The 20,534-nt window shown below is 66.6% G+C and carries 16 protein-coding genes and 1 pseudogene; 11 read left to right on the top strand and 6 right to left on the bottom strand.

Features of this window, described 5'->3' with window-relative positions; translation table 11 throughout:
- Positions 1–3: 3 nt before the first annotated feature.
- From EDC22_RS09610 to EDC22_RS09595, 4 genes are all read right to left on the bottom strand, one after another.
- Positions 4–501, bottom strand: coding sequence for a MarR family winged helix-turn-helix transcriptional regulator (locus EDC22_RS09610; protein ID WP_165926872.1), 498 nt, complete (start codon positions 499–501; stop codon positions 4–6).
- Positions 502–509: 8 nt separating this feature from the next.
- A complete protein-coding gene (locus EDC22_RS09605) occupies positions 510–1,280 on the bottom strand; it encodes an SDR family NAD(P)-dependent oxidoreductase (RefSeq protein ID WP_132806433.1) in 771 nt (256 codons plus the stop codon).
- Positions 1,281–1,416: 136 nt separating this feature from the next.
- Positions 1,417–3,783, bottom strand: coding sequence for a bifunctional salicylyl-CoA 5-hydroxylase/oxidoreductase (locus tag EDC22_RS09600; protein WP_132806432.1), 2,367 nt, complete (start codon positions 3,781–3,783; stop codon positions 1,417–1,419).
- Between the two features lie 120 nt (positions 3,784–3,903).
- Positions 3,904–4,806 carry a 2-dehydro-3-deoxygalactonokinase gene (locus EDC22_RS09595; RefSeq protein ID WP_132806431.1) on the bottom strand — a complete coding sequence of 301 codons (903 nt, stop codon included), beginning with the start codon at positions 4,804–4,806 and terminating at the stop codon, positions 3,904–3,906.
- Positions 4,807–4,908: 102 nt separating this feature from the next.
- Between EDC22_RS09595 and EDC22_RS09590 the strand changes: the two genes are divergently transcribed.
- The 11 genes and pseudogenes from EDC22_RS09590 to EDC22_RS09540 all read left to right on the top strand — a co-directional run bounded on the left by EDC22_RS09590 (position 4,909) and on the right by EDC22_RS09540 (position 17,211).
- On the top strand, positions 4,909–5,664 hold the full coding sequence (locus tag EDC22_RS09590) for a FadR/GntR family transcriptional regulator (RefSeq protein ID WP_165926851.1): 756 nt from the start codon (positions 4,909–4,911) through the stop codon (positions 5,662–5,664).
- Positions 5,665–5,754: 90 nt separating this feature from the next.
- Positions 5,755–6,759, top strand: coding sequence for an ABC transporter substrate-binding protein (locus EDC22_RS09585; RefSeq protein ID WP_245499720.1), 1,005 nt, complete (start codon positions 5,755–5,757; stop codon positions 6,757–6,759).
- A gap of 43 nt (positions 6,760–6,802) precedes the next feature.
- Positions 6,803–8,285, top strand: a pseudogene (locus EDC22_RS09580) (sugar ABC transporter ATP-binding protein).
- A complete protein-coding gene (locus EDC22_RS09575) occupies positions 8,282–9,223 on the top strand; it encodes an ABC transporter permease (RefSeq protein ID WP_132806428.1) in 942 nt (313 codons plus the stop codon). The pseudogene EDC22_RS09580 and the gene EDC22_RS09575 overlap by 4 nt, the downstream one beginning before the upstream one ends.
- Positions 9,220–10,170 carry an ABC transporter permease gene (locus EDC22_RS09570; RefSeq protein ID WP_132806427.1) on the top strand — a complete coding sequence of 317 codons (951 nt, stop codon included), beginning with the start codon at positions 9,220–9,222 and terminating at the stop codon, positions 10,168–10,170. The genes EDC22_RS09575 and EDC22_RS09570 overlap by 4 nt, the downstream gene beginning before the upstream one ends.
- A 13-nt stretch (positions 10,171–10,183) precedes the next feature.
- Positions 10,184–11,098, top strand: coding sequence for an SMP-30/gluconolactonase/LRE family protein (locus EDC22_RS09565; protein WP_132806426.1), 915 nt, complete (start codon positions 10,184–10,186; stop codon positions 11,096–11,098).
- 30 nt (positions 11,099–11,128) lie between these two features.
- Positions 11,129–12,676 (top strand): UxaA family hydrolase, encoded by a 1,548-nt coding sequence (locus tag EDC22_RS09560; protein WP_245499707.1) that lies wholly within the window; start codon positions 11,129–11,131, stop codon positions 12,674–12,676.
- Positions 12,677–12,793: 117 nt separating this feature from the next.
- Positions 12,794–13,267, top strand: coding sequence for a tellurite resistance TerB family protein (locus tag EDC22_RS09555; RefSeq protein WP_132806425.1), 474 nt, complete (start codon positions 12,794–12,796; stop codon positions 13,265–13,267).
- A 103-nt stretch (positions 13,268–13,370) separates the two neighbouring features.
- Positions 13,371–14,177: a glucose 1-dehydrogenase gene (locus tag EDC22_RS09550; protein WP_132806424.1), complete on the top strand. Its 807-nt coding sequence runs from the start codon at positions 13,371–13,373 to the stop codon at positions 14,175–14,177.
- Positions 14,178–14,195: 18 nt separating this feature from the next.
- Positions 14,196–14,927 carry a glutamine amidotransferase gene (locus tag EDC22_RS09545; protein ID WP_132806423.1) on the top strand — a complete coding sequence of 244 codons (732 nt, stop codon included), beginning with the start codon at positions 14,196–14,198 and terminating at the stop codon, positions 14,925–14,927.
- Positions 14,928–15,339: 412 nt separating this feature from the next.
- A complete protein-coding gene (locus EDC22_RS09540; protein WP_165926850.1) occupies positions 15,340–17,211 on the top strand; it encodes a thiamine pyrophosphate-binding protein in 1,872 nt (623 codons plus the stop codon).
- A gap of 281 nt (positions 17,212–17,492) precedes the next feature.
- Here EDC22_RS09540 and EDC22_RS09535 read toward each other — a convergent pair whose 3' ends face one another.
- Together EDC22_RS09535 and EDC22_RS09530 are read right to left on the bottom strand one after the other, a co-directional pair.
- A complete protein-coding gene (locus EDC22_RS09535; protein WP_132806421.1) occupies positions 17,493–19,958 on the bottom strand; it encodes an arsenate reductase (azurin) large subunit in 2,466 nt (821 codons plus the stop codon).
- A gap of 14 nt (positions 19,959–19,972) precedes the next feature.
- On the bottom strand, positions 19,973–20,503 hold the full coding sequence (locus EDC22_RS09530) for an arsenate reductase (azurin) small subunit (RefSeq protein WP_245499706.1): 531 nt from the start codon (positions 20,501–20,503) through the stop codon (positions 19,973–19,975).
- Between the last annotated feature and the right edge of the window lie 31 nt (positions 20,504–20,534).

The following is a 20,534-nucleotide window of genomic DNA, read 5'->3' as shown; positions in this document are numbered from 1 at the left end:
GGGTCAGTCTCCTGCGGTCTTGTCCCGGGCGCGCTGGACGGAGGCCTTGGTCTTGCCGAGGAGATCCATCAGACCGGCGATCTCGGCCTGATCGAGGCCCGCGAACATCTCGGCAATCCACGCTTCGTGAACCTTCGCCATCGCCCGGAACTCGGCGCGGCCGCGCTCGGTCAGCGAGATGATCTGCACGCGGCGGTCGTTCGGCGCCGGGCGACGGTCGAGATGGCCGGAGGCGACCAGCTTCTCGACGACATGGGTGACATTGCCGTTGGAGACCATCATCCGTTTCGACACCTCGCCGAGCGTCATGCCGTCGGGGGCCTTGTCGAGCTGGGCGAGCAGATCGAAGCGCGGCAGGGTGAAGTCGAAGCCGTCGCGCAGTCTGCGGCGGATCTCGGCCTCGACCATGGTCGTGCAGGTGAGCAGCCGGAGCCACAGCCGCAGTTCGGCCTTGTGGTCGCCAGGCGCCTCCAGCGCCTTGGTCTCGGCGTCGAGCGGCAGATCGTTCATCACATCACCTCACCCCCAGCGACGGCGATCGACTGACCGGTGATCGCCGAAGCATCCTCGCCGCACAGCCAGAGCACCGCGTCGGCCACCTCCGCCGGCGCGACCAGCCGTCCCTGCGGGTTGCCGCGCGTCAGTTCGGCAAGCGCCGCCTCACGGTTGCGGCCGGTCTTGGCCATGATCCGCGCGATGCTCTCCTCAACGAGATCGGTCGCGGTGAAACCGGGACAGACCGCATTGACGGTGACGCCGGTGCGGGCGGTCTCAAGCGCCAGCGACCTGACCAGACCGATTGCCGCGTGCTTGGCGGCGCAATAGGCCGTCGTATAGGCATAGCCCCTGAGGCCCGCGGTCGAGGCGACGACCACGATGCGCCCAAATCCGGCTTCCGTCATCGGAGTCAGCAGCGCGCCGGCCGCGTGTACGACACCCATCAGGTTGATATCGAGCATGCGGCGGAACATGTCGGCGTCAGTCCTGGCGAACGGCGCCGATTCGGCCGCACCGGCATTGGCGACGAGGATCGACACGGGCCCGCGCTCCGTGACTGCGGCTCGGATCGCGGTCCGTGTTGCCGCCTCGTCGGCAGCATCGGCCAGCGCATAGCCTGCAGCGCCGCCGGCCTCGACAAGCGCGGCCAGCGGTCCCTCGTTGCGGCCGGTCACGGTGACGCGGGCGCCGGCCGCTGTGAGCGCGGCGGCGATCGCAGCGCCAATGCCTCGCCCGCCGCCGGTGACCAGCGCGTGCCGCCCCTGAAGGCTTCCTTTCGCCATGCCTGTGAGTCGCGTCCAGTATTTATTTGATGCTTAAAATAACACGATCGGCCCCGACCATGAAAGCCCTCAATCGCATCGCCGTCCGCGACCGCGCGGACCGGGACAGGTCCATGCCGGCCGGATCCTGGCTCCGCTATTCCCCCGCCGACAGGATCTTCGCGCGCGGCCGCACCGCATCGGCCCTGCCACTGCGCGACTTCGGCCGGGCGCGGATGCGCAGATCCTCGAGATCCTGGCGGTCGCGCCGCGCGTTGCGGGCGAGCTGGTCGGCGCCCGGCGCGTATTGCGGCGGCACATGGATGTACGGAACCCCGTACCAGGCGGCGGCCTTCATGGCAAAGAACGGATCGACCAGGTGCGGTCGGCCGATGGCGACCAGATCGGCGCGCCCGGCGATCAGGATGGTGTTGGCCTGGTCGGTACTGGTGATGTTGCCGACACACATCGTGGCGATCTGCGCCTCGTTGCGAATCTGGTCGGAAAAGGGGGTCTGGAACATGCGTCCATAGACCGGGCGCGACCAGTTGACCGTCTGGCCGGTGGAGACATCGACGAGATCGACCCCGGCCTCGCCAAAGGCTGCCGCGATCGCCACGGCATCGTCGCCGGTGAGGCCGCCCTCGGCCCAGTCGGTGGCGGAGATGCGCACCGACATCGGCTTGTGCTTGGGCCAGGCGGCGCGCATCGCGGCGAAGACCTCGAGGGGAAAGCGCAGCCGGTTCTCGAGCGGACCGCCGTAGTCGTCGGTGCGCGTGTTGGTAAGCGGCGACAGGAAACTCGCCAGCAGATAGCCGTGCGCGCAGTGCAGCTCGATCATGTCGAAGCCGATGCGCTCGGCCCGCTCGACTGCGGCGACGAACTGCGACGTGACGCGGTCCATGTCGGCGCGGGTCATCTCGCGCGGCACCTGACTTTCGGGATAGTAGGGGATCGCGGAGGCAGATATGATGTCCCATGCCTCGGCATCGGGCAGAGGCCGGTCCATCCCCTCCCACATCAGCCGCGAGGCGCCCTTGCGGCCGGCATGGCCGAGCTGCAGGCACAGCTTCGCGGCCGAATGGGCCCGCACGAAATCGACGATGCGCTGCCAGGCCCTTTCCTGGGCGTCATTCCACAGGCCGGCGCAGCCCGGCGTTATGCGCGCGTCGGGTGCCACACATGTCATCTCGGTGAAGACGAGTCCTGCCCCGCCCATCGCGCGGGTGCCATAGTGGGCAAGGTGGAAGTCGCCCGGAACCCCGTCGACCGCCGAATACATGCACATCGGCGACATCACGAGGCGGTTCGCCAGATCCATGTCGCGCAGCCGGAATGGCTGGAACGCGGCCGGCACCGGCCTGTCAACATCGACGTCGAAGCCGCGCGCCCTGAGCTTCTCGGCAAAGTTGCGGTCGGCCTCCGCGACGAAGTCCGGCGCCCTCAGCTTCAGGTTGTCGTAGGTGATCGCCTTGGAGCGGGTCATCAGCCCAAAGGCGAACTGGATCGGGTCGAAGTCCCAGAAGCGGTCGAGATGCTCGAACCACACCAGCGACACGTCCGCCGCGTGCTGGGTCTTCTCCACCTCCTCGCGGCGGCCGGTCTCGAACAGCCGCAAGGCGGCGGGAATGTCGGACGTCGCCTGCACCGCCTCGTAGAGCGCGATGGCATCCTCCATGGCGAGCTTGGTGCCGGAGCCGATCGAATAGTGGGCGGTCGCCTTGGCGTCGCCGAGCAGGACCATGTTGTCCTTTACCCAGCGCTCGTTGCGGATCATCGGGAAGTTGCGCCACATCGAACGGTTTGTCAGCACCGGGTGACCGTCGAGATACTTCGCGAAGATCCTGCGGCAGAATTCCGCGGAGTCCGTCTCGTTCAGCGCCGCAAGTCCCGCCCTTTCGAAGGTCGCGGCGTCGGTCTCGAAGATCCAGGTGGAGCGCCCCTCCTCGTACTGGTAGGCATGGGCGATGAAGATGCCCCACTCGGTCTCCTCGAAGGCGAAGGTGAAGGCGTCGAGCGGGCGGGTCGAACCCATCCAGGCGAACTTGTTGGGCCGCAGGTCGACAGTCGGTCGGAAATGGTCGACGAAGCGCTCGCGGAAGCGGCTGTTGACGCCGTCGGCGACGACGACGAGATCGCAATCGGAGTAGTCGGCATCAGGATCGGCCTCGGTCTCGAACCGCATCTCGATGCCAAGCGCACGGGCACGCTCCTGAAGGATCAGCAGCAATGTACGGCGCGAACAGCCGCAGAAGCCGTTACCGCCGATGCGGTGGGTGGTGCCCTTGAAGTGGATCTCGATGTCGTCCCAGTAGGCGAACTCCTCGGTGATCCGCCGGTAGCTCTCGCGGTCGTAGGCCTCGAAGGTGTCGAGCGTCTCGTCCGAGAACACGACGCCGAAGCCGAAGGTGTCGTCCGGGCGGTTGCGCTCCAGCACGGTGATTGCCGCCTCCGGTCGTGCCTTCTTCAGCAGGATGCCGAAATAAAGCCCGGCCGGTCCGCCGCCGACGATGGTCACCTTCATGGCACGCCTCCGATATCTGGTCGAAAATAAGTTTAAGCTTAAAATATCGTCGGCGCAAGGGGCTTCCGGAACCGTGCCCCGGGTTGTTCCCTCGTCTGCCTTTCCGGATGGCAGAGCCGCTCAGCGGCCGGCGTGATCGAGGACGAGTCCAAGCCCGGCAACCGTCACCGCCTCGGCATCGAGCAGCCGGGCGGGGATCGCAAGATGGGCGAAGGCGGTGCGGTAGCGCCCGGGCAGCGGCCCGTCCGCGATGACCAGGATCTCGCCGCTCCCGCCCAACAGCCGCGGCATCTCGCGGATCTCGTGGCCGATCAGCACGCCGGACAGGTAATCGCGGATCTCGTCGGCGGCGATCTCGCCGAACAGCGCGTCCGCCCGTGCCGAGAACAGATGGTTGAGCAGGCCACCGGCCTCGCCGGCGCGGTCCAGGCCGCGCCGGAAGGCCGCACCGCCATCATGGCCGGGCACTGCCTCGGCCATCAGCGCGCCGAGGATCGAATGCCGGGACATCACCTCGAACACCTCGCCGGTCATGGCGCTGGCGAAATCGACGATCCTGCCCTCGGCCATGCGCACCCACTTGCTGTGGGTGCCGGGAAGGCAGATCAGGCCATCCGCGCGGTCCTCCCGCGCCAGGGCGCCAAAGCATTGCACCTCCTCGCCGCGCATGACGTCGTGGCGCTCGCCGGCACCGCCGCGGCCGACGCCTGGGACGATCAGGATCGTTTCGGGTTCGGGCAGCCGGATCAGCGCCGCGGCGAGGCTGTCGAGGCTAGCGGGGCATCCGGCATAGGGGGCCTCCTGCCAGCCCTGCCGGCTGCCGACCATGCCGCTCATCACGACCGGAACCGCTGTCACCGGCCAGCCCTCGACGAGATGGTCGAAGGCCGCGCGGAATCCGGCTGCCCCGACATTGCGGATGCCAAGCGCCGCATGGCGCCGCTCGACCACGCTTCCATCCGCCGCGCAGGCCCAGGCGCGGGCATTGGTGGTTCCCCAATCAATCCGTACGGTCGCGATCACTTCTGCCTCTTGCGGTCTCGATCCACATTGATAGTATCATACGATAAATGTCGCCCGCGTCCGGACCGGATGCGACCGAGAACGGCGGTCGGGAGGATTGTGGTGCAGAAGCCGGTGCGGGCGATCGCGGGGCCGCGTCGCAGCGTCCACGGGCAGATCGTGGACGAGCTTGGCAGGCGCATCGTTGCCGGAGACTTCGCGCCCGGTTCGGTGCTTCCCACGGAAGGCGACTATTCGGCCCGCCTGTCGGTCAGCCGGACCTCGTTCCGCGAAGCGATCAAGATGCTCGCCGGCAAGGGGCTTGTCGAATCACGGCCGAAAACCGGAACCCGGGTGCGCCAGCGCTCGGAGTGGAACATGCTCGACCCCGACGTGACGAGCTGGGCGTTCCAGACCGGACCGGACCGCGACTATGCACGCGCCTTCTTCGAGTTCCGCGGCATCATCGAGCCTGCCGGCGCGGCGCTCGCCGCCCGCCGCCGACGCGAGCCGGACCTCGTGCGGATGCGCGAGGCGCTCGAGGGAATGGCCGCCGCAGGTTCGCTGGAGGACTGGATCGGACCTGACCTGTCGTTCCACAAGGCGATCCTGGTCGCTTCCCGCAATGAGCTGCTGATCTCGCTTGGCCTTCTGCTAGAGCCGGCGCTGACCCGCTCCTTTGCCATCGCCAATGTGAGCCGCGCCAAGCGCGAGGGATCCCTGCCTCTGCACCGGGCGGTCTACGAGGCAATCGAACAGGAGGCGCCGGAGACGGCAAGGGCGGCGATGACCTATCTGCTCGACGAGGCGCTGGTCGATCTGGAGGAGATGGTCGGGCTGCGCGCGGAGGCGACCCCACCCGAGCAGGCCGCCCCATAGCCAATCCGACCGCCGGCCGAACTACAAGACCGCGACAGAGCGGCTGCAACAACCCCAGGAGGAATGGACATGCTGAAACAGACATTGACGATGGTGACGGCGACCGCAGTGTGCGTGCTGGCGGCAGTCGGCGCCCGCGCCGACACGTCCGACAAGTCGATTGCCCTGTCAAACAACTACGCCGGCAATTCCTGGCGCCAGGCGATGCTGCGAAGCTGGGACAAGGTGACCAAGCAGGCGGTCGCCGACGGCAAGGTCAAGGCGGCGGACGCCTTCACCACCGCCGAGAATCAGGTCACCGAGCAGGCCGCGCAGATCCAGAATCTGATCCTGCAGGGCTACGACGCCATCGTCCTCAATGCTGCCTCGCCGGACGCGCTGAACGGGGCCGTGAAGGAAGCCTGCGACGCCGGGATCGTCGTCGTCTCGTTCGACGGAATCGTCACCGAGCCGTGCGCATGGCGCATCGCGGTCGACTTCAAGCAGATGGGCAAGGACCAGATCGCCTATCTCGCCGAGAAGATGCCAGACGGCGGCAACCTGCTCGAGATCCGCGGCCTCGCCGGCGTGTTCGTCGACGACGAGATCTCGGCGGGCATCCACGAGGGCGTTGCCGAGCATCCGCAGTTCAAGATCGTCGGCTCGGTGCACGGCGACTGGGCGCAGGACGTGGCCCAGAAGGCGGTCGCCGGCATCCTGCCAAGTCTGCCCGAGATCCATGCGGTCGTGACCCAGGGCGGCGACGGCTACGGCGCGGCGCAGGCCTTCCGTGCGGCCGGCCGCCCGACCCCGCTCATCATCATGGGCAATCGCGAGGACGAACTGCTCTGGTGGAAGGAGCAGAAGGACGCCAACGGCTACGAGACGATGTCGGTGTCGATCGCGCCGGGCGTCTCGACGCTCGCCTTCTGGGTGGCCCAGCAGATTCTCGACGGCCAGGACGTGCCAAAGGATCTGGTTGTGCCGTTCCTCAGGATTGACCAGGACAACCTCGAGCAGAACCTCGCCAATACCGAGAAGGGTGGCGTCGCCAATGTCGAGTATTCCCTCGAGGATGCCCAGAAGGTGATCCAGGCGGCAAAGGCGGCGAAGTAGCCGCATTCCCGAAGCGGCACCGGAGTCGAACGGCCGGACGACGATGGCTGAGCCGGATTGCATCGTCGAACTGGGCGGCGTCGAGAAGCGGTTCGGCGCCGTCCGCGCCCTTGGCGGTGTCGATCTGACCGTCGAGGCGGGCATCTGTGTCGGGCTGGTCGGCCACAACGGTGCCGGCAAGTCGACGCTGATGAATGTGCTGGCGGGAACCCTTTCCCCTGACGCCGGCCGCATCGTCGTCCATGGCGAGTCGACGGCCCGGGACATGGCTGGACACTGGACCGTCTCGACGGCGCACGAAGCCGGGCTGCGCTGCGTCTTCCAGGAGCTGTCGCTCTGCCCGAACCTCACGGTCGCCGAGAACGCCCGCATCATGCATCCGGCGTTGAGAGGTTTTCGGCTGGCGCCGGCGCGCCGGCAGCCTGATCATCGGCAAGCTCGACGAGATCTTTCCCGGACACGGCATTTCGGCCGCAGACATCGTCGGTGACCTGTCGATCGCCCGTCGGCAGATGGTGGAGATCGCCCGTGCCTTCTCGGAAACCGAGAGCCGTGCCCGGCTGGTCATTCTCGACGAGCCGACCTCCTCGCTCGATTCCGTGGTCGCCGGCCAGCTGCTCGGCTTCGTGCGCCGTTTCGTCGACTCCGGCGGCTCCGTGATCCTGATCTCGCACCTTCTGGGCGAGATCCTGGAGACGGCCGACCGGGTGGTCGTGATGCGCGACGGCCGTGTCGTCGACACGCGCCCCGCGGCCGCCTTCACCCGCGCAAGCCTCGTCGCCGCGATGGGCAACGTGGCGCGCGAGGCAGCGGCCAGCGATGTCGTCGCCGCATCGAACCGTGGCGATGCTCCGCTGACCGTGAGTGCGCGACCACTGGCCCAGACCAACGACATGCGATTGACGGCGCATCGCGGCGAGGTCGTTGGTCTGGCCGGTCTGGAGGGGCATGGCCAGGGAGCGATGCTGCGCCAGGTGTTCTCGGCGGCCGGGCGCCGCACCGCCCACACCTTGGTCGAAGGGCCGGTCGCGCTGGTCGCTGGCGACCGCCAGACCGACGGAGTCTTCCCGCTGTGGTCGATCGCCCTCAACATCTCGATCCGTTCGCTGAAGCGGCTGCGGCGCGGGCCGCTGATCGACCTCGCAGCCGAGCGAGAGATGGCTGAGACTTGGCGCGAGCGCATCTCGATCCGCACACCGGACACGGATAATCCGATCCTGTCGCTGTCCGGCGGCAACCAGCAGAAGGCGCTGTTCGCCCGGGCGCTCGGCTCGGACGCCGAGATCGTGCTGATGGATGATCCGATGCGCGGCGTCGACATCGGCACGAAACAGGAAGTCTATCGGATCATCCGCGACGAGGCCGGCAAGGGCCGCACCTTTCTCTGGTACACGACCGAGATGGACGAACTGAAGAATTGCGACCATGTCTATGTGTTCCGCAACGGGCGTATCGTGGCCGATCTGGCGCGGCACGAACTGACCGAGGAGAAGGTGCTGCAATCCTCCTTCACGGAGGAAGCATGATTCCGGATCTTGCGAGCCCGCGCCTGCTCAGGGCGATCCTGCCGGCCCTGTCGCTGACCGTGATCCTGGTGGCGATCTTCTACCTGCAGCCCCGCGCGATGAGCTACATGGGGCTCAACCTCCTGCTCAACCTTGCCGTGCCGATCGCGCTGGCGACGATCGCGCAGATGTTCGTCATCTGCGTCAACGATCTCGACCTGTCGATCGGCGCCTATGTCGGCTTCTGCGCCTGCGTGACCGCGACCTGGCTGAACGATGCGCCGCTGATCGGCGCCGCGGCGCTCGCCGCCTGCATCCTCGCCTATGCGCTGCTCGGCGCGCTCATCCATCTGCGCAACCTGCCCTCCATCGTCGTCACCCTCGGCATGTCGTTCGTCTGGCTCGGCCTGTCGGTGATGCTGCTGCCGACGCCGGGCGGCAAGGCGCCCGAGTGGATCAGGGCAGTCATGACGCTGAAGACGCCGGTGGTGCCGTTCTCGATCCTGGCCGTGGTGGCGATCGGGGCTGCGGTGCATCTCTTGCTGATGCGTTCCGCCTACGGCGCCGTCCTGCGTGGCGCCGGCGGCAACGCCCGCTCGGTGGCGCGCGCCGGCTGGTCGATGCTGAAGATCAAGATGGTGATGTACGCCTTCGCCGGCCTGTTCGGCATGCTCGCCGGCATGGCGCTGGTCGGGCTCACGACTTCGGCCGACGCCAACATCGCGCTGCGCTACACGCTGCTGTCGATCGCCGGGGTGATCCTTGGCGGCGGCGAGTTCGTCGGCGGCCGCATTTCGCCGATCGGCGCCGTCATCGGCGCGGTGACATTGACGCTGGCGGGCTCGTTCCTGTCCTTCATGCGGATCAGTCCCGACTGGCAGATCGGCGCGCAGGGAGCGATCCTGATCATCGTGCTGGCGCTTCGGGCGCTGATCAACCGGGCGGAGGCGAGGCCGTGACCGCTGCCGTCTCCCGCCTGTTCGACCGGCCGTGGATCTGGGCCTACCTCGCCGCGATCGGTGTGTGGGTCGCCACCATTGCCTTCACCGGTGGCCAAGGTGCCGGCGCGGTGCTGACGGCGGCGTTCACCTTCGCCACCTTCTTCGTCATTGTTGCGCTCGGCCAGATGTTCGTGGTCACGCTGGGGCCGGGCAATGTCGATCTGTCGATCCCGGCGACGATGACGCTGGCCGGGACGGTGGCGCTCAAGATCATGGACACGGACAATTCCATGATCCTCGCGGGGATCGCGGTGACGCTCGCGGTCGGCATCGGCGTCGGGATCATCAACTACGGCCTCATCCGGCTGCTGCGCATTCCGCCGATCATCGCCACCCTGTCGTCGAGCTTCGTCTTCCAGTCGGCGGCGATCTGGTACAACCGCGGTCTCAGGATCAAGCCGCCGCCGGCGCTGGGCGACTTCACCACCACCGTCGTGTGGGGGATGCCCGTGCTGGCCATCTGCGTCATTCTGCTTGCGGCAGTCATGCATGTGGTGCTGACCCGCACGGTCTACGGACGCTCGGTGGTCGCCATCGGCCAGAACCAGCGTGCCGCTTGGCTCGCCGGCGTCGCGGTCGACCGCACGCGCTTTGCAACCTATGTCATGTGCGCGGTGTTCGCCTCGCTGTGCGGGCTGCTGTTCGCCTCCTTCTCGGGCGGGGCGGCGCTCAACATGGGCCAGGAATACCTGCTCAACTCGATCGCCGTCGTGGTGATCGGTGGCACGTCGGTGGCCGGTGGCTTCGCCAATGTCCCCGGCCTGTGGGGCGCGGCGCTGTTCCTGTTCCTGCTGGTCACCATGCTGAACACCTTCGGGCTCGGCGCCGGGATCCGCATGGTGCTGACCGGCGCGATCATCATTGCCGTCATCGTGCTGGCTAGCGGGCGACACGGCGAGCGATAGGGGAGGATCGGGAATGGCCCTGGTGGGCGATGCCTACGATTACGTGGACCGGCGGTTCTACGACCTGACGGTGCCGACCGCCGACGTCGAAAAACTCTACGACGGCTGCCGCTGGGCCGAGGGACCGGTATGGTTCGCCGACGGCGGCTATCTGGTGTGGAGCGACATCCCCAACCGGCGGATGCTGCGCTGGGTGCCGGACGGGGGCGTAAGCGTGTTCCGCCACGATTCCGGATTCGCCAACGGCAACACCCGCGACCGGCAGGGCCGGCTGGTGACCTGCGAGCATGGCAACCGTCGTGTCACCCGCACCGAGCCGGACGGGACAATCACCGTCATTGCCGACAGGTACCGAGGCAAGCGGCTGAATTCGCCGAACGACGTGGTGGTGAAGTCGGACGGTTCGATCTGGTTCACCGATCCGACCTACGGCATCATGTCCGACTACGAGGGCAACAAGGGCAAGCAGGAACAGGACGGCTGCTTCGTCTATCGCGTCGACCCGGTGACGGGGGAACTCAGTGTCGTGGCCGACGATTTCGTGAAACCGAACGGGCTCGCCTTCTCGCCCGACGAGCGCCTGCTCTACATCGCCGATTCCGGCCTCAGCCACGACCCGGACGGACCGCACCATATCCGGGTGTTCGAGGTCGACGGTGATCGGCTCGCCAATGGCCGCATCTTCACCGAGGTCTCGCCCGGCGTGCCGGACGGCATGCGGGTCGATGTCGAGGGCAATGTCTGGACGAGCGCGCAGGACGGTATACATTGCCACGCGCCGGACGGGACGCTGATCGGCATCATCCGCATTCCCGAGATGGTGTCGAACCTCACCTTCGGCGGGCCGAAGCGCAACCGGCTGTTCATCACCGCGACGCGCTCGCTCTACTCGGTCTTCGTGGGCGTCAGTGGCGCACAGCTGCCCTGAACGGCCGCAGACAGCAACGGAACGACACACGTGAACGAGATATCCCCCATCCGCGAGGCGGCGGTGCGCGTCGTCCGCCTCAACCCGATCGACAACGTGGTCACCGCGACCGGGCGCATCGCCGCCGGGACGCCGGTTCCCGGCGAGGGCGTCGTCGCCGCAACCGACATCCCCTCCGGCCACAAGATCGCGACCGCCGCCATCCCTGCCGGTGCCGAGGTGCGCAAGTACGGCCAGATCATCGGCTTCGCCGCCTCCGACATCGCCCCCGGCGAGCACGTGCACACGCATAACTGCGTGATGGGCGACTTCGCCCGCGACTATGCCTTCGGGGCCGAGGCGCGGCCGACCGAATTCGTGCCGGAGGCGGAGCGGGCGACGTTCCAGGGCATCGTTCGCCACGACGGACGGGTCGCGACCCGCAACTACATCGGCATCGTCTCCACGGTGAACTGCTCGGCGACCGTCGCCCGGATGATCGCCGCCCACTTCACGCCGGAGCGGCTCGCCGCCTATCCCCAAGTCGACGGAGTCAGTGCCTTCGTGCACGGCACCGGCTGTGGGCTGGCCGATGCCGGCGAGGGCTTCGACACGCTGCAGAGGACCATGTGGGGCTATGTCCGCCACCCGAACTGCGCGGGCGTGCTGCTCGTCGGACTCGGCTGCGAGGTGAACCAGATCCGCTTCCTGATCGATGCCTACGGACTGAATGACGACAGCCGTTTCCAGCACATGACCATCCAGGACTGGGGTGGCACGCGCAAGGCGGTCGAGGAGGGCATCCGTCGCATCGAGGCGATGCTGCCCGCCGCCAATGCCGTCCGACGCGAGACCGTATCGGCGGAGCATCTGATGCTCGCCCTCCAGTGCGGCGGCTCCGACGCCTGGTCAGGAATCACTGCCAACCCGGCGCTCGGGGTCGCGGCCGACATCCTGGTACGCAATGGCGGCACGGCAATTCTGGCGGAGACTCCCGAGATCTACGGGGCCGAGCATCTGCTCACCCGCCGTGCGCCCGACCGGGCGGTGGCCGAAAAGCTGATCGAGCGCATCAAGTGGTGGGAGAGCTACACCGCCCGCAACGGCGGCAACATGAACAACAACCCCTCGCCCGGCAACAAGGCAGGCGGACTGACCACCATTCTCGAGAAGTCGCTCGGCGCAGCCGCCAAGGGTGGAACCACCAATCTCGTCGGCGTCTACAAGTACGCCGAGCCGGTGACGGCGAAGGGGTTCGTGTTCATGGATTCGCCCGGCTACGACCCCGCCTCGATCACCGGCGAGGTGGCGTCGGGGGCGACCATCGTCTGCTTCACCACCGGCCGCGGCTCGGTCTTCGGCTTCAAGCCGGCGCCCAGCGTGAAGCTGGCGACCAACACGGCCATGTACGAGCGCATGTCGGACGACATGGACGTGAACTGCGGGGAGATCCTCTCGCACGGCGTGAGCGTCGAGGAGATGGGGCGCCGGATCTTCGACGTGCTGCTGCGGGTCGCCTCGGGCGAAAAGTCGAAGAGCGAGCAGCTCGGCTTCGGCGATAACGAATTCACCCCCTGGGTCATCGGCGCAACAATGTGACCGGGACGACACGATTGCGATTTACGTCCACCCGGGTCTTGGTCGCAGCCTCACCGTCGCTACAATCTGCGCACGAAGGTGGCGAGAGGCGGTGCTGGCAAGACTGATAGGGTCCGGATGTTCAACGCGATCCAGAAGGTGATACGCAACCTGAAGCCTGGCGCGGACGAGCCGGCATTCGATGCCGGCGATCCGAAGGTCGCGACGGCCGCGCTCGCGGTGCATGCCATCGCCGTCGATGGTGTCATCGGCGATGACGAGCGGGCGAAGCTGCGCGCGATCCTGAAGGACCATTTCGCCCTCGACGAGAAGCAAACCTCCCAGCTGATCGAGGAGGCGCGTCGACGCGACATGGAGGCGATCGATCTTTACGCCTTCACAAGCGTGCTGAAGCGCACTCTCGACGATGAGGGCCGGCACGACGTCGTCGAGATGCTCTGGCAGCTCGTCTACGCCGACGGGGCGGTGCACGAATTCGAGGACAACTTCATCTGGCGGGTCGCCGAACTGCTTGGCGTCTCGTCGCGCGACCGGATCATGCTGCGCCGGCGAGTCGCGCATGCGCCGCATCACAACGACGATGAGGTCTGACCGGGCAAGACGGCCGGTCAGACCGGCCTCGCGCTTGAGTCGGCCTGCGAAGCACTGTAACCGGAGATACTGACGGGCGGATCAGCGCCTGGAGCGAAATGGCTTGAGCACAGCGACGCGGCCGCGTGGCCGGCTTGACGGCAAGATCGCGCTCATCACGGGCGGGGCGGGAGGCATCGGCAGCGGGATTGCCCGAGCCTTCGCCGGCGAAGGCGCTCGCGTGATGGTCAGCGACATCGATGGCGCGGCCGCTGCCGGCATCGCCGCCGGGATCAATGCGCACCATCCCGGTTGCGCGGCGAGCTGCGCCCATGATGTCACCTCGGAGAGCGACTGGAACGCGGCCCTTGCGGCGTGTCGGCAGGCTTTCGGAGGCCTGAGCGTTCTGGTCAACAACGCAGGCATCTGGGCAATCGGCGCCGTCGATGACACCGAGCCGGACAGCTGGCGGCGCTGCATGTCGATCAATCTCGACTCGGTCTATCTCGGCACCCGGCTGGCGATGCCGTTGCTGAGGGAGAACCAGCCCGCCTCGATCATCAACGTGTCCTCGGTCGCCGGTCTCGTCGCCGGCCCCAACATCGCCGCCTACAACACGTCGAAGGCGGCGGTCTGGATGCTCACCAAATCGACCGCGCTGTCGGCGGCGCGCAAGGGCGATGACATCCGCGCCAACTCCATCCATCCGGCCTTCATCGCCACCCCGCTGCTCCAGGATCTGTTCGCGCGCGGCGGTGAGCGCCGGCCGCTCAGCGCGGAGCAGACGGCGAAACTCGCGGCCCAGATCCCGCTTGGCCGGCTCTGCACCGTGGAGGACGTCGCCTGGGCGGCGATATACCTTGCCAGCGATGAATCGCGTTTCATGACCGGAGCCGAGCTCAAGCTCGACGGAGGATTGAGCGCCATGTGATAGTGGCGCCCCGAGGCCATGCGCAGCACCATCCAGACCGAGACGATCCTGATCGTCCTTCACCAGGAGACCTCGACGCCCGGCCGGATCGGCCAGATCCTCGCGGCGCGCGGCTACGCGCTCGACATCCGCCGCCCCGTGCTTGGCGATCCGCTGCCCGAGACGATGGATGGTCATGCGGGGGCGATCATCTTCGGCGGCCCGATGAGCGCCAACGACGATCTCGACTACATCCGCCGCGAGATCGACTGGATCAACATTCCGCTAAAGGAACAGGCGCCGTTCCTCGGCATCTGCCTGGGCGCCCAGCAGATGGTGCGCACACTCGGCGGCAAGGTCGAACCGCACCGCGACGGCTGCGCCGAGGTTGGCTACTATCCGATCTATCCGACACCGGAAGGCCGCTCGCTCGGCCCCTGGCCGCACATGGTCTACCAGTGGCACCGTGAAGGCTTCGAGGTGCCGCGCGGTGCGCGTCTGCTGGCCACCGGCGACATGTTCCGCAACCAGGCGATTGCCGTGGGGCCGTGCGCCTACGGCATACAATTCCATGCCGAGCTGACCTTGGCGATGATGCATCGCTGGACGGTGCGCGGCGCCGAACGGCTGGCCATGCCCGGCGCCCAGGCGAGGGCCCGCCACTTCGAGGGGCGGTCGGTCTACGATCCGGAGATCCGTCGCTGGCTCGAGAACTTCCTGAGCCTCTGGCTGGACAGCGATGCCCGCGGCCGTCGCGAAGCCGCTGAGTAGGCGGCCAACGCCTGCGTTCCCGACCGGGCCCGTCGCAAATTGCGAAATGGCTTGCAGAATGCGACGCGGGTTGGCCGCCGGCCGCGGCCGCTGCCCACCATGCAGTAGCGGCTACCCCAGATGACCACCAGATGTTGGGTCGAGTCACGTTAACCCTACCTGGCAGCAGGCTTGCAGGGGGATGTGGCAGGCTGGCATCTGGTCGTGCGTAGTCAGCCCGGACTGGGTGGGAGGCAGCGTCGATCGCGACCCCAATTCCGCTGTCTCCCATCCCTCTTCCCAGCCCATCCCGATCGGTCGGACCTGCCGGAGGCGACATCGCGACGACCGGCAATCTGCGGATGATTGCCGGCTTTCCGTAGCGGCGCTAGGCTTCCGGGACCGCCCGCAGAGGCCGTCTGGGAGGCATGGCATGGACCGGCGTTCGCAATACCGCTCGACCTCGCGGTTCGGCGGTTCGTACGGAAGTTTCTCGCCCTCGCGCAGCTACAGCGGCATGGCCGGCAGCAACGAGATGCGCGGCACCGACATCATTGCCGAGTACCTTGTCAGGGAGGGGGTGCCGGTGATCCTCGGCTACGCGGGGCACGGTGCCATCGGGCTGCTCGATGGCATCTACAGGCAGACCGACCGCATCCGCCATATCAGCCCGCGTATCGAGCAGGCAGCAGGATTCATGGCCGATGTCTATTTCCGCCTCACCGGCAAGCCGCTTGTGGTCTACGCCTCGACGGGGCCCGGGCCGATGAACCTGATGATCTCGGTGGCGAACGCCTTCTACGACAATTCCGCCTTCCTGGTGATCACCGGCAACGTCCCGACGACACAGCTCAACTCCGGGGCGCTGCAGGACGACTACCGTTACAACGGCACCATGTCATCGCTGTTCGCGCCGATCGTGAAGAAGTCGTTCCGCATCGAGCGGGTCGAGGATCTGTGTGTGGCGCTGCCCGAAGCCTTCGCCCTGATGCGGTCGGGCCGGCCGGGCCCCGTCCATATCGACATGCCGTACAATCTCTATATCGAGACCTCTCCGGTGTCGGTACCGGAGCCGCACACCAACGGTGCCGGCGGCGGCTGGCGGATGGGCCTGTCGGACATGACCGTGTCCCGGGTGCTCGACCTCATGCTGGGGGGCCGCAAGCCGTTGATCCTTGCCGGTGGCGGCATTCGGGTTGCCGGGGCGTTCGGCGAGCTCAGGGCGGTCGCCGAACAGCTCGACATTCCAGTCTACACGAGTTTCATGGGCAAGGGCGCGCTGCCGCACGATCATTACCTGCATCTTGGCGTCGGCGGCGTCTGGGGCGAATATCCGGCGACGGAAGCTGCGCGCAACGCCGACGTCATCCTTGCGATCGGCGCCCGCTTCAACGACCTGCACACCGGATCCTGGATCAAGGGCTATGTCTACAACATCCCACCGACCCGGCTGATCCAGGTCGACATCGACGACAACGAGATCGGTCGCAACTATCCCGTCGAACTGGGGATCACGGCGGACGCGAAGGAGTTCCTCGGCAAGCTGCTGACGGCTGCCCGCAGCCGTGGTCGGCGCGCCGACACGGCGGGGTGGCGGCAGGAAATCGCCGGCTGGCAGTCCGAGTGGCGCAACTTCTGTGCGCCTTACAGCACGAGCCGCGAGACCCCGATCGAGCCGCGCCGCATCCTTGCCGAGATGAACCGCCTGTCGCCGCCGGACACGGTGATGGTCGACGACGTCGGCAATTGCCAGGTCTGGTCGGAACAGTACTGGGAGGTGCGGACGCCAGGCAACCACATGACCGCCGGCGGGTTCGCGGCGATGGGCTTCGGCGTCTGCGGCGTGCTCGGCGCCCGCCTGGCGCGACCCCACAGTCCGTGCGTGACGCTGTGCGGCGACGGCGGCTTCATGATGACGCCGCACGCGGTGGCGACGGCCGTCGAATACGGCCTGCCGGCGGTCTGGGTGCTGCTCAACAACTATGCCATCGGCACGATCCGCGACCTGCAGCGTGCCTATCTCGGTGGCCGCGAGCTTGGCACCAGCTTCATCAAGGAGAGTACCGGCGAACTGTGGAATCCGGATTTCGTCCGGATGACCGAGGCGATGGGCGGGCGCGGCATCCGCATCGAGCACCCCGACGAGTTCGCCGACGCCTATGCCGAGGCGATCGGCTCCGACGTGCCGACCGTACTCGATGTGGTGATCAACCGCGACACCGGCATTCCGATCACCGGTACCTGGCAGATGCCGCCGATTCCCGAGGTGGCGCCCACCTTCGGCCGTCGGCTCGTGCGGGACTGACGAGGCCGAGGACGACGCTCCGGACACCGGCTGGGGGATGGCGGACAAGCAGGCCGTCTCGCTGCGACGGCCAGAGGCCGCCCGTCCGCGACCGGGCTGCCCTGACGGTGACGCCAGGACGAGGGGTGTCCCGCAACGGTTACCCGGTGCCGGGACCGGATGATCCGCTTCGACGTGTTTCCAAGCAATACCTCGATGGCGAACCGGTTCCCCGTCTGCGGGAATTGCGCTGAGTGATGACAAGGGCCGCGCGCGAAGGCTGGGCGCGCGGCCCGTTGGGTTCAGAGCCTTACCTCCCACGACTTGAAGCTGAGCGGCGCCGTGGCCGGGCTGGCATCGGCGATCTTGCGTATGTTCGCCCAGGTCTGCTTGTAGTTCGGCAGGATGAGTTCGTTCACGCCGGCATTGATGACATTGCCCTGGGTGCCGGATGGCGCACCGAACAGCATGAACGTCTCGTTTCGGCGCGCCGTCGGTTCGATATAGATCATCGCCTGGGTTGCGCCGACATCGTTGTAGACTTCGACCATGTCGCCGTTGTTCACGCCGAGTTCGGCAGCGTCATCGGGGTTGATCTGCAGGAATGGCAACGGGAAGCGGTCGATCACGAAATCATTGTCCTGGTCAAGGAACCAGTTCTGCCAGTTGATGTTCGATCGTCCGTTGTTGATCAGGAACCGATAATTCGCCTTCTGTTGGGCCTTTCCGGGAGCCTGCAGTCCCCGCCATCCGCCGAGGCAGAACAGCGCCTTGCCATCCGCACGTCCATGCCGGGTGAAGACGCCGTCGGCATAGAGCCGAACCGTACCGATGAGCTTGCCATCCTTGTAGCCGACGACCGGCTCCTGCACGCCGTTGTTGCCCATTGCGCGGAGGCGTTCATAAGTCACCTCGGGATTGGCCTGGTGATAGCCGTCCATGAAGGCGTCTTCCTCCGACTGCCAGTCGAAGCCCTTGAACCGGGCCGCATACTCGGTTCGGCCTTCCTCGGTCAGGACCCGCTCGAGATGATTGGCCAGACGGGCCGCGATCAGGCAGTCAGGCATCGCCTGTCCGGGCGGATCCATGTAGCGCTCGACGAGCCGCAACCGCCGCTCGCCGTTCATCGAGGTGAGGTTCATCTCCCCGGATTCGCAGGCCGGCAGAATGACATGTGCCGCCTGGCCGATCTGACTGTGGATGATGTCGACATTGACCGAGAACAGGCCGCCGGCGCGGATGGCGCCCTCGATGGCGCTCACCAGCTCCTCGCGGGTTGCACCGGCGGCCGAATCCATCGCCTCCTTCACCATGTTGGTGCGACGGTTGTATTCCCGCTTGAAGACGGAGGCGTTGAGCGTGGTCTTGTAGTGGTCGCAGGCCCAGATGTGGTGGACGCGACCCCGACCGGATGTCAGCAGCTGATCGAAATAGGGGGCGGGGCGGCCGATGAAAGCGTCCGACGGCCGGAAATAGCCCTCCTGATGGCCGCCCAGCCGGCAGACGCCGCCGCCCTCGCGGCCGATGTTGCCGGTCGCGAGCGCCAGGTTCACCAGGGCACCGATCGTCCGGTAATTGTCGTTGCCCCAGATGATTCCCTTCTCGTAGGCGATGACCGCCTTGCGGCGGCTGCCGTCCTCGTGCGGCCGCGCATACCATTCGGCGGCCTTTATTATGTCGGCCTCGGCAAGACCGCAGATGCCGGCGGCTTCTGCGATCGACATGCGGCAGGCTTCGCGCGCCCTGTCGAAACTGCCGAGCGCTGCCGGATGTGCGCTGTCCTCCGGTACCGCGATGCCGTCCGCAAACGTCGAGGCGGCGATGAAGTCGCGGTCCACCCAGCCCTGATCGGCGATATAGGTGAACATCGCATTCAGCAGGGCCAGGTCGGTTCCCGAGTTCGGCTGCAGGTGCAGCACATTCTCTGCTCCGGCCGCTTCCTCGCAGGCGCGGACCGTCACCGTTCTGCGCGGATCGATGATGATCGCCTTGGCGCCATTGCGCAGACCCGGCACCATATGGTTGAGGAAAAGATTGGTCTGGCATTCGAGCGGGTTGGCGCCGACGATCATGATCGTGTCTGTGAGGGTATAGTCCTCGTAGGCATAATTGAGTTCATCGACACCCATGTCGCGCGAGGAGTGCACCTCGGAATTGTAGGCGGGTCGATTGTGGATCCGGCAGTTCCGAACCTTCATCGCGCCGAAGTAGAGCTTGCCAGTGCCCCAGGTGTTCTCGTAGCCGCCGGCGCTGCCGCCATGATCGAACATGGAGACGAAGAGATCATCTTCATTGTCCATGTCGATGAATCGGGCGGTGACGCGGGCGACAAGATCCAGCGCATCGTCCCAGGTCGTCGGTTGCCAGGTGCCGTATCGCCAGACCATCGGATCGGTAAGACGTTGCTGCTGGGTACCGGTGACGTCGGACCGCCGGTTCTCCGCCATCCGGGCGCCGCGAACGGACCCCAGGCCCGAGTTCACGACACAGTTCACGTCGGGCTTGATGACCAGATGCACGTCGCGGCCGTTCTGCTTGACGACATTGTACATGGACGGCGCGTACCAGGCCTCGGTCTCGAGCGGCTGCTGCTCACGCAGGTCGACACCGAACTTGTTTTCGGCCGGTGCCAGGCCGCCCTGCCTGTTGAGCGGCCAAGTATAGGCCTTGTAGCCGCAGCCGACGATGCAGTAGTGGCAGGTGACGTTGAACTCCTTGGCGTCCGCAGGGATGATGGGCAGGCGGTCGGTGAAGCGCTTGTAGGTCATGTCCACTCCCCCCTTCACGCACTCAGCACGTTCGACAGGCGGCCGTAGATCAGTTCATCCACGCCCTCGGCGTAGATGTCGCCCTGAGCGTCGATCCGCAGCTCGAACTGCGGCAGGTTCTGCGTCGCATGGCCCCAGGTCTGTTGGCCACCGGCTTCGCAATCGAAGCGCGAGTAGTGGCCCGGGCAGTTCAGGGTGCGGTCGCCGGCGTTGTAGGTCAGAAGCCAGCCCTTGTGCGGGCACAGGATCGAGAAGGCGACGATATCGCCGTCCGGCCCGACCCCACCAGGGACGGCCTTGCCGAGCTTGAGCAGCACGCCGGGGCTGTCCGGGTCGGGATAGGCGATCTCGACGGGTTCGTCGACCTTCAGATCCGCGATGTTCGCGAGCCTGTTGGACGGATAGCTCACCCGCGCGAGCCCCTCCGCCCGTGCCGATGCCGCGGGCATGACCGTCGCCGCTGCCGCTCCTGCGGCGCCAAACAGGCCGCCGCGCAGGAACTCGCGGCGGCCGACATCGACCAGCCGGTAACATTTCATGGTCATCTCCTCCCCAAGCTGATGTGACGCCGAGTCT

The sequence above is a fragment of the Tepidamorphus gemmatus genome, from assembly GCF_004346195.1.
GTDB lineage: Bacteria > Pseudomonadota > Alphaproteobacteria > Rhizobiales > Tepidamorphaceae > Tepidamorphus > Tepidamorphus gemmatus.
Note: the sequence above shows the minus strand (reverse complement) of the source record. Positions and strands in the feature narration are given on the sequence as shown.